Source organism: Shewanella sp. NIFS-20-20 (assembly GCF_019209865.1).
Lineage (GTDB): Bacteria > Pseudomonadota > Gammaproteobacteria > Enterobacterales > Shewanellaceae > Shewanella.
This window is the reverse complement of record NZ_JAHUTT010000096.1, coordinates 1-6,859: the sequence shown is the minus strand read 5'-3', so window position 1 is coordinate 6,859 and position 6,859 is coordinate 1. Positions and strand designations below refer to the sequence as shown.

Annotated in this window: 9 protein-coding genes and 2 pseudogenes; 3 read left to right on the top strand and 8 right to left on the bottom strand. The window is 44.9% G+C overall.

The features are described 5' to 3' along the window. Window positions 1-126: 126 nt before the first annotated feature. From KU855_RS18305 to KU855_RS18290, 4 genes and pseudogenes are all read right to left on the bottom strand, one after another. A pseudogene (locus tag KU855_RS18305) lies at window positions 127-360 on the bottom strand (IS481 family transposase); the annotation flags it as partial. A gap of 21 nt (window positions 361-381) precedes the next feature. Further along, window positions 382-606, bottom strand: a complete 225-nt coding sequence (locus KU855_RS18300) for a helix-turn-helix transcriptional regulator (protein ID WP_218532660.1) — start codon at window positions 604-606, stop codon at window positions 382-384. Continuing rightward, the gene (locus tag KU855_RS18295; RefSeq protein WP_218532659.1) at window positions 599-1,099 is read right to left on the bottom strand and encodes a hypothetical protein; all 501 of its coding nucleotides are present in this window, start codon (window positions 1,097-1,099) and stop codon (window positions 599-601) included. Before KU855_RS18295 ends, KU855_RS18300 begins: the two co-directional genes overlap by 8 nt. A 382-nt stretch (window positions 1,100-1,481) precedes the next feature. Then, window positions 1,482-1,601: pseudogene (locus KU855_RS18290) on the bottom strand (IS1595 family transposase); the annotation flags it as partial. A 61-nt stretch (window positions 1,602-1,662) separates the two neighbouring features. On the opposite strand from KU855_RS18290, the gene KU855_RS18285 reads away from it, so the two are divergent. Next, entirely contained in the window at window positions 1,663-2,130 is a 468-nt protein-coding gene (locus KU855_RS18285; RefSeq protein ID WP_256261126.1) for a DUF1801 domain-containing protein, read from the top strand. 248 nt (window positions 2,131-2,378) lie between these two features. Here the strand turns inward: KU855_RS18285 and KU855_RS18280 are convergent, their stop codons facing one another. The 3 genes from KU855_RS18280 to KU855_RS18270 all read right to left on the bottom strand — a co-directional run bounded on the left by KU855_RS18280 (window position 2,379) and on the right by KU855_RS18270 (window position 3,798). Beyond that, window positions 2,379-2,528 carry a hypothetical protein gene (locus KU855_RS18280; protein WP_218532657.1) on the bottom strand — a complete coding sequence of 50 codons (150 nt, stop codon included), beginning with the start codon at window positions 2,526-2,528 and terminating at the stop codon, window positions 2,379-2,381. Further along, entirely contained in the window at window positions 2,528-2,752 is a 225-nt protein-coding gene (locus tag KU855_RS18275; protein ID WP_218532655.1) for a hypothetical protein, read from the bottom strand. The genes KU855_RS18280 and KU855_RS18275 overlap by 1 nt, the downstream gene beginning before the upstream one ends. Window positions 2,753-3,045: 293 nt before the next feature. Then, a complete protein-coding gene (locus KU855_RS18270; RefSeq protein ID WP_218532654.1) occupies window positions 3,046-3,798 on the bottom strand; it encodes an RluA family pseudouridine synthase in 753 nt (250 codons plus the stop codon). A 327-nt stretch (window positions 3,799-4,125) separates the two neighbouring features. Here KU855_RS18270 and KU855_RS18265 point away from each other — a divergent pair, with 327 nt between their 5' ends. Then, entirely contained in the window at window positions 4,126-4,788 is a 663-nt protein-coding gene (locus KU855_RS18265; RefSeq protein WP_256261125.1) for a hypothetical protein, read from the top strand. On the opposite strand, the gene KU855_RS18260 is transcribed toward KU855_RS18265, so the two are convergent. After that, window positions 4,719-5,576 (bottom strand): hypothetical protein, encoded by an 858-nt coding sequence (locus KU855_RS18260; RefSeq protein ID WP_218532652.1) that lies wholly within the window; start codon window positions 5,574-5,576, stop codon window positions 4,719-4,721. The genes KU855_RS18265 and KU855_RS18260 overlap by 70 nt on opposite strands. Before the next feature lie 173 nt (window positions 5,577-5,749). Here KU855_RS18260 and KU855_RS18255 point away from each other — a divergent pair, with 173 nt between their 5' ends. Beyond that, the gene (locus tag KU855_RS18255) at window positions 5,750-6,604 is read left to right on the top strand and encodes a hypothetical protein (protein WP_218532650.1); all 855 of its coding nucleotides are present in this window, start codon (window positions 5,750-5,752) and stop codon (window positions 6,602-6,604) included. Window positions 6,605-6,859: the final 255 nt, after the last annotated feature.

Sequence of the window (6,859 nt, the reverse complement as noted above, 5' to 3'; positions counted from 1 at the left end):
AACTATATCGAATATTTCTACAATCCAGTGCGGCATCATGGTAGTAATAACGGACTGTCTCCAATGAAGTTTGAAAAGCAGTATTATGAGAACTTAGAAAGTGTCTAGAAAACTAGGGGCTTACCAGTATATCCTACCGTCACCTTTTAAATTGCCGACATAGAAGGTGTCTTGAGAACCAAGATACCCAGGATGATGGGTTTCTATCTCACCACACGCTTCATCATCATGCTTTTTCTTTTCAAGAGCTGCAACTTGCGCATCAGTGAGTATGATCCCGTCATTAGCGACCTTATCTTCTAAAGCTTTGAGCCGTTTCTTAAAATTCTCTAGGCTATGACGAAGCCAAATAGAGCGAATATTTAGGCAACAACGCCCTGACTAAGTATCAAGGGGTGTTGGCTGATATTGAAACACTGACTCCAGCGGCAGTTCAAAAACTTGAGCAATTTTAAAGGCTACCTCCAAGCTTGGAGAATACTTATTGGCTTCTATAGCCATCACGGTTTGGCGAGTGACACCTATGGCCTGTGCTAATTGCTTTTGGGTCATTTCGTTATGTAGAAAACGTAAAGTACGAATGGAATTACTAATGCCATTACTCATAAATGTTTCCCGTGCGGCCTTTGAATAATTGGGTGGTGTAATTCACTATTTCAGCAATAATAAATGCACATACCATAATATGGAGTGTAAGAAATGGCACATTTTTACCAATAAGAATGATCCCAAGCTGAGCTTCTACTTGGTATTGAATAATGGCTAATACAATACCGACCTGCAGAATGTAAGTAGTATATTTATAGCCAATTAAATTAATTTGTTTTTCACGCACATCTAAGGGCTGCTCAAGTTCTTTATCGCTAATAAAGGCCAATAAAATCTGACTACACACCATTAAGACGATGGAATAAATAATCACTTCTAGTAATAAACCAGACACCCAACTGGCCGAACTAAGTTGCTCTGGTGACGCTTGCAGTAAGTGTTGCAGATAGAAATAACCAATAAAGCCAGTGATAAGTAAATCCACACTTAGTGTGAGTTCACGAAAACTAATGCTTTGGATCCATTGTTTTAGCTGGGTTGGCATAGTCATATTTTTTAGACCTCAAGTTAATTATTTTTTACATCATCAACATAGGTGCTACAAGGCGATGTGTCAAAAATTTTATTCATTAAGTAAAATTAAATTAACTTAATGATTCTTAGTTTTAGCAGAAATATCAAGCTAATAGCTGCCGTTTTATTGATGATAATTCGTCTCATTCTATTGCTGGATGGACGCCGATGATGCTGGTGTCACTGCTGAGGCAACAGCCTTCACTCAGCATTCATTATCTATGGGTGGCCCAATAGTGAGTTTTGATGATAATTCGTCTCATTCTATTGCTGGATGGACGCCGATGATGCTGGTGTCACTGCTGAGGCAACAGCCTTCACTCAGCATTCATTATCTATGGGTGGCCTAATAGTGAGTTCCTTATCCAGCCTCGTAAACGACTCTTGTAACCATTTACGCTCTGCATTTGGAGCTGACCTCCGATTGCACGCTCATCGTTAATTACAATTGTGCGATAGTGCTTAATATTTTCTTCTTGTTTAGGCTCGTCACGTTTCCAGAAGACGGGTCACCGGTTGGCAGTGGCTAACGGATGTGGCATGGTAACGATTACCAATAAATTAGTGATCCCCACGCTGTCAATGCGGAGGGGACTCGGGGGCAAGGTGGATAAATCCATAGCGACATTATTAGACGACATTCGCATGCTCGATGGCGAGCAATACGCTATCGTCGAGTCAGTCCGCGCGCTAGTGAAACAAATCTGGCCAGCCGTCACTGAAGAGGCGAAATACGGTGGGATCATATTTTGTGCTGAGGTATCATTTTCTGGGGTGTTTGCCTATAAAAAGCACGTGTCAGTTGAGTTTAGTGTTGGCGCATATATCGACGATAACTTCGGTTTTCTTGAGGGAAAAGGCCAGGGGCGGCGCCATATTAAGTTAGCAAATGTTTCTGAAGTTGAAACCAAACAATTGGCAGCGTATTTACCGTTAGCGTTAGCCGCTGCTAAGGCTCATTGTTCATATCCAAGAGGCTGTTTGCGCAGTGTGTTTTCACGGTGCTAGCCTCTGCGGCCTGTTAACAAGACAGAGTTGACGGGCCAAGCCTTAACGCAGCGCTATGGTCATGCCGGGGCCGCCAGGCGCTACTCGTCTTCTTCATCCGTATCGGCATGACTATGCGCCGTAAATGGGGCGGATTCATCAAAGCTTCTAAACCAAAATTTTGAGCTTATCATGGTGTATTGGCGTGTGAGCCCTTCATTGCGGCTTAGTTCAAGCGGCCATAAGATCCCTTGTGTCTCGTGGAATAGCTATGCCGATAGTTGCTCGTCATACAGACGGTGCAATAACGCATCATCGCTTAAGCCGCAGGCCAGTAGGCACACTATGATTGGGTGAAGTGATTGTTCAAATATCGTAAAGTCATCGGCATCCTTGGCATTGGTGTCAACTGTCATCATCACGCCAGTCGGTTCGGCGCCCCCCCACTAAAGGCTTCGCGTAAAATGGCGTAAGCACTATAGAAACGTTGGTGGAATAAGCCGTTTAAGTATTTCTCCCACAGACGGTCGCCTTGGGTATCATTGCTTATCTGTACGATTTTTCCTTGGGTAACCTCATCTCCAAACAACTGAGCAATAAAGAATTTAGCGGTATCCTTAGGGCTGAGTTCGTTAAGCGACATTAGGCACATTCCTCAGAGTTCACCACTGTCTAACTTTGCCAAACCATCCTCTAACCCCATAGTAGACATCATGGCTAGCTAGTCTTGGTTAGACCAAGCGTTGGCAATTTTATGAATGCGTTTAAACGAAGTTATTTCTACAGTAAATTGTGAGGTCTTAGTCGAACGCCATTGGGTTTCAGCCAAGGTGGTGATACCACTAGCAGCTAGTCTACTCTTGGCAAAGATACCATGATGTTGCTGTGGCTATGGGGTTTATCGCGCAATATGGCAGCAGATCCCATTGAGGTTATTTAGAATGGGCATGGGCTATGACCATGCATAGCTTGCCCCGTAATTGGGTGAGTAAAATACAAGTCACTGGCATGCAATTGCAGTCTTGGCGCGAGTTGCTGGCTGTGCTGATTGGCATACAGATCACAGCCAAGAATGGGATGACCGAGCAACCAGCTATGTAGCCGTAATTGATGGGTTCGTCCGGTGACGGGGGTGTATTTCACTAAACTGCGGGCGGGGGCGGTTAATCTGGCCAAGACTTGATAGTCGCTGCGAGCGGGCTTTCCGCTGAGCTCGCAATGATTCATCCGAGGGAACTCCCCCTTGGCAATCGCGGCATTAATTTGGCCGTGCTCAGCGCTTACCCAGCCATCCAGCATGGCGATATAGTGTTTTTGCACCAGCCGTTGTTGAAACTGCTGATTAAGATGTTTCGCAGCTGCGGGCGTTAAGGCAACAACCATAATGCCTGAGGTACCAAAATCTAATCGATGTGGCAATTTTGCCGCAGTCAATGCCATAGGATCAATGGCCTGAATGCGCTTTGCACCGTCAGTACTAAGTCGACCATCCACCACCTGCCCATGCACCAAACGGTGGTGGACTGAATCCCAATTTTTTGGGTTTTTACCCGATAAACTTAATAAACCACTGGGTTTATCTATCAATAAGATATCGTCATCTTGATACAGCATCGTGACGTCTTGGTGGCAAACCGGGGCGACAAAGTCATCAATATTGGTGGGCATTGGCGTCCGGGATATCGGCATGGATAGGTCTCTCTTAACTTGGCAATGGGGTGGAGGCTGCGTTGCAAGTCGCTATCATACCGAATTCGTGGCGTTAAGGCCTTAATAATCATGCTTGGCCATTCAGGCATGGTGCCTAGCCGTTAGGTGCAGTCTGAGGAACTATGGCCATTAGCACGGGATGGCCTTCGAGAGAGACTACATTTGCGGTTGTTAGAATTCTATTTTTCACTTTTTCATTGTTTTTGTTCAATATTTGATCCGCTTCAACTTGTGGATACTCATTTTGGGGTGTTTTGGTTGCGCCCATGTTAATGGGTTTGAACGACTCCATGGAGAGGATCAATTATGGCAACATTTACTAAGAATACATTATGGCTTGTCTTAGCGACCGCCATGGCCATTAGTGGCTGTACTGGTGATGACGGTGAAAACGGTATCGATGGTGAAAATGGCGCAAATGGTAATGATGGTGCACCTGGTACGTCAGGCTTGCATATTGATATGGCCAGTGAAGCAATAGCGACTATTACTAATGCCGCCTACACCGATGGCATTATTACGGTAGACTTTGAACTAGAGAACAGTCAGGGGGTGGGCTTATTTGGCCTGAATGGCACCAATCAGTATCATGATTTTCGTTTTTCACTGGCGCAATTGAATGTTTCTGCAGACACAGAGTTAACTCAATGGCTGTCATTACTCAATGAAAGCACCAATGATGCTGGTACCACTTTTGAGCAGGGCTTTGAGAAAATCAAAGATTGCAAAACCTGCCTTAAGGATCATAAAGACGGGACATACACTTATACGTTTGCGACCAATCTAGTGACCACGACCGATGCTGCGGGCGTGGTGTTTGACCCTAACTTGACCCAACGTATTGCCATTGAAATGCAATTTGAATATGACTCAGGCCATGAACTGGCTGAGAATGCGCATTACGATTGGATCCCTGCCACCAATGGCGTTGATGGTATCGACACCCGTGAATTAGTCTCCATGGGATAAACATAGAGCATTAGGTAGGCCATCAGTGGAGTGATAACGATAAACATAATAAAGCCATGGCCATGAAGTCCTTGACTGGCAGGCAGTAACCAGCTCACTAGATACAGCAAGACATAACCACTGGCTGCCCCGAACAGTAAAAAAAGTATCGCCAACAGAGTCGCCATGGACTTACCGAGGGCAAATAATGCCAGCACCCAAGGTTGGCGTGGTGGCCTAAATGCATGAAAAATGCCGGCAGAGATGATTGGGTGTTCAGGGGCGGCGGGTAAACGGACAGTGAGTTCATGGTTTAAATTGTTGATGAGCCGTTGCCGAGAATAATAATGTCGCCCCAAGCCATAGCTGCAAGTCCCCAAGGTCAGCGCAATTAAACTCATCAATAAATACGCTTGTACTGGGCCGCCATCGGCAAAGAAACTGTAGGTCAAATTGAGGCCAATAAAGCAGTAAATAATGGTTTTAAGTAAAGTTTTTGCCCAAAATTTGATTGTATCATTTTGTTTTAACTGCTTGTCGCTTTGCCATATTAGGATAAACCCGCTGAAGGTCGCTAGCCAAAGTATGCTGGCGATATATGTCTTAGCCGTGGTTAAAAAGAACAGACTGGAGAGGGTTAAAGTGAAACCACCGAAAAATAGCAGAAAAAATTGGGAAAATTTAGGGGCACAATATTGCTGTGCATGGTGGTTAGCTGGAGTCGGCGACTTGTTCGATGGGCTCGGCACGAGATATATCCTTGGGCCATGACAACGTTGATGATGGCACTCACATCGGCTATCACTCATGGGCAATCACTGATTAATGTTAGCGCTAGTCTATGTGTTTAAAAATTGTCCGTCAATTAGCCGAGATCTTAGGGGCTTGCACCCAGCGGGTGTCGATTTGATATCTTAGTCACTTACGGGTATGTTATCGTTTTGTTGCGGTCGATGCTACTGGGTTTTTGTTGGAGAAGTTGATGAACATTTGGTCCAAGTTTACCCCATCTATGTGCGTCATCCTTGCTACTGTTGGCCTACTCATGTTGGCTAGCCAAGTTCAAGCTAATGATAATACAGGCTTAATGACGATAGAACCTTACAATCCATTAAGCGAGCAGCATCAAGCAAAAGTGCAATTGTTAGCATTACTACAACAAGCCCAACATCGACAAGATCCTAAAATATTAACCCAGCAAGAGGCGATGGTGATGATTGTTGAGCTCACTCAGCCTAAGCTGCTAGCACAGGCGAGTAGCCTTAAACTGCCGCGACTATTTGAGATGTGTGATGCTGCGATGGAAGTGAGCTCGGGCTTCCTTGGCTATGAATTACCCCTAAACGATGACGTTAATACGGTAATTTCGGCATTAGGCCGAGGTGAGGTGGCTGCTGAAGATCGTAATTTCTTGTATTTCGAAGCACAGTTACAACGATTACAATCGTTCACTACTCGCTGTTTAGCTGAACAAATTTCTCCATTAACCGCCTTTGTCGAAAGCTTGCCGCAAACGGCTCGGACTTCAACAAGAATGTCTGGCTTAAGCAAAGCGAGTGCCGGCATAACACAGTTATTTGTGAGCACATTGGCTGCTGCTTTTTTACCTAGCGTATCAATTAGTTATCGCGAAAGCATCATGATGGCATTGGCAGACAGTGCCGATGAATTTGTGAGTTCTATGTCCTTGGCGCAACGACAACAACTGCTTGAGCAACTGAATCAGCGTCAATCCCAACTGGTGCCTGAGCTCCAACCCTATTATCTGACCATCAAAAAGGCATTAACTAATCAGCAATGTGTGGGCATCTGTGCGTTAAATACCACGGCGAATTAACTTCATGTTGGCTAGGTTATCGTCTTAGTTATTACGACTTGGCTTTGTCATTGCTGGCGGATGGTTATCCGCCAGCGCTTCAGCCCAAGTGCCTGTGCTGGTCTTGAGGTGAGAACTCTAGATGTTACTGGCGTTGTTTCCTAAATCATTGAACTAATCATCAGAACCACGATCAGATCATTAGAACTTTGAGATGGGTGACGATGATGGGTAAGGCAAAGTACAAAATCAGCAACTGGAAGCAATATAACCAAG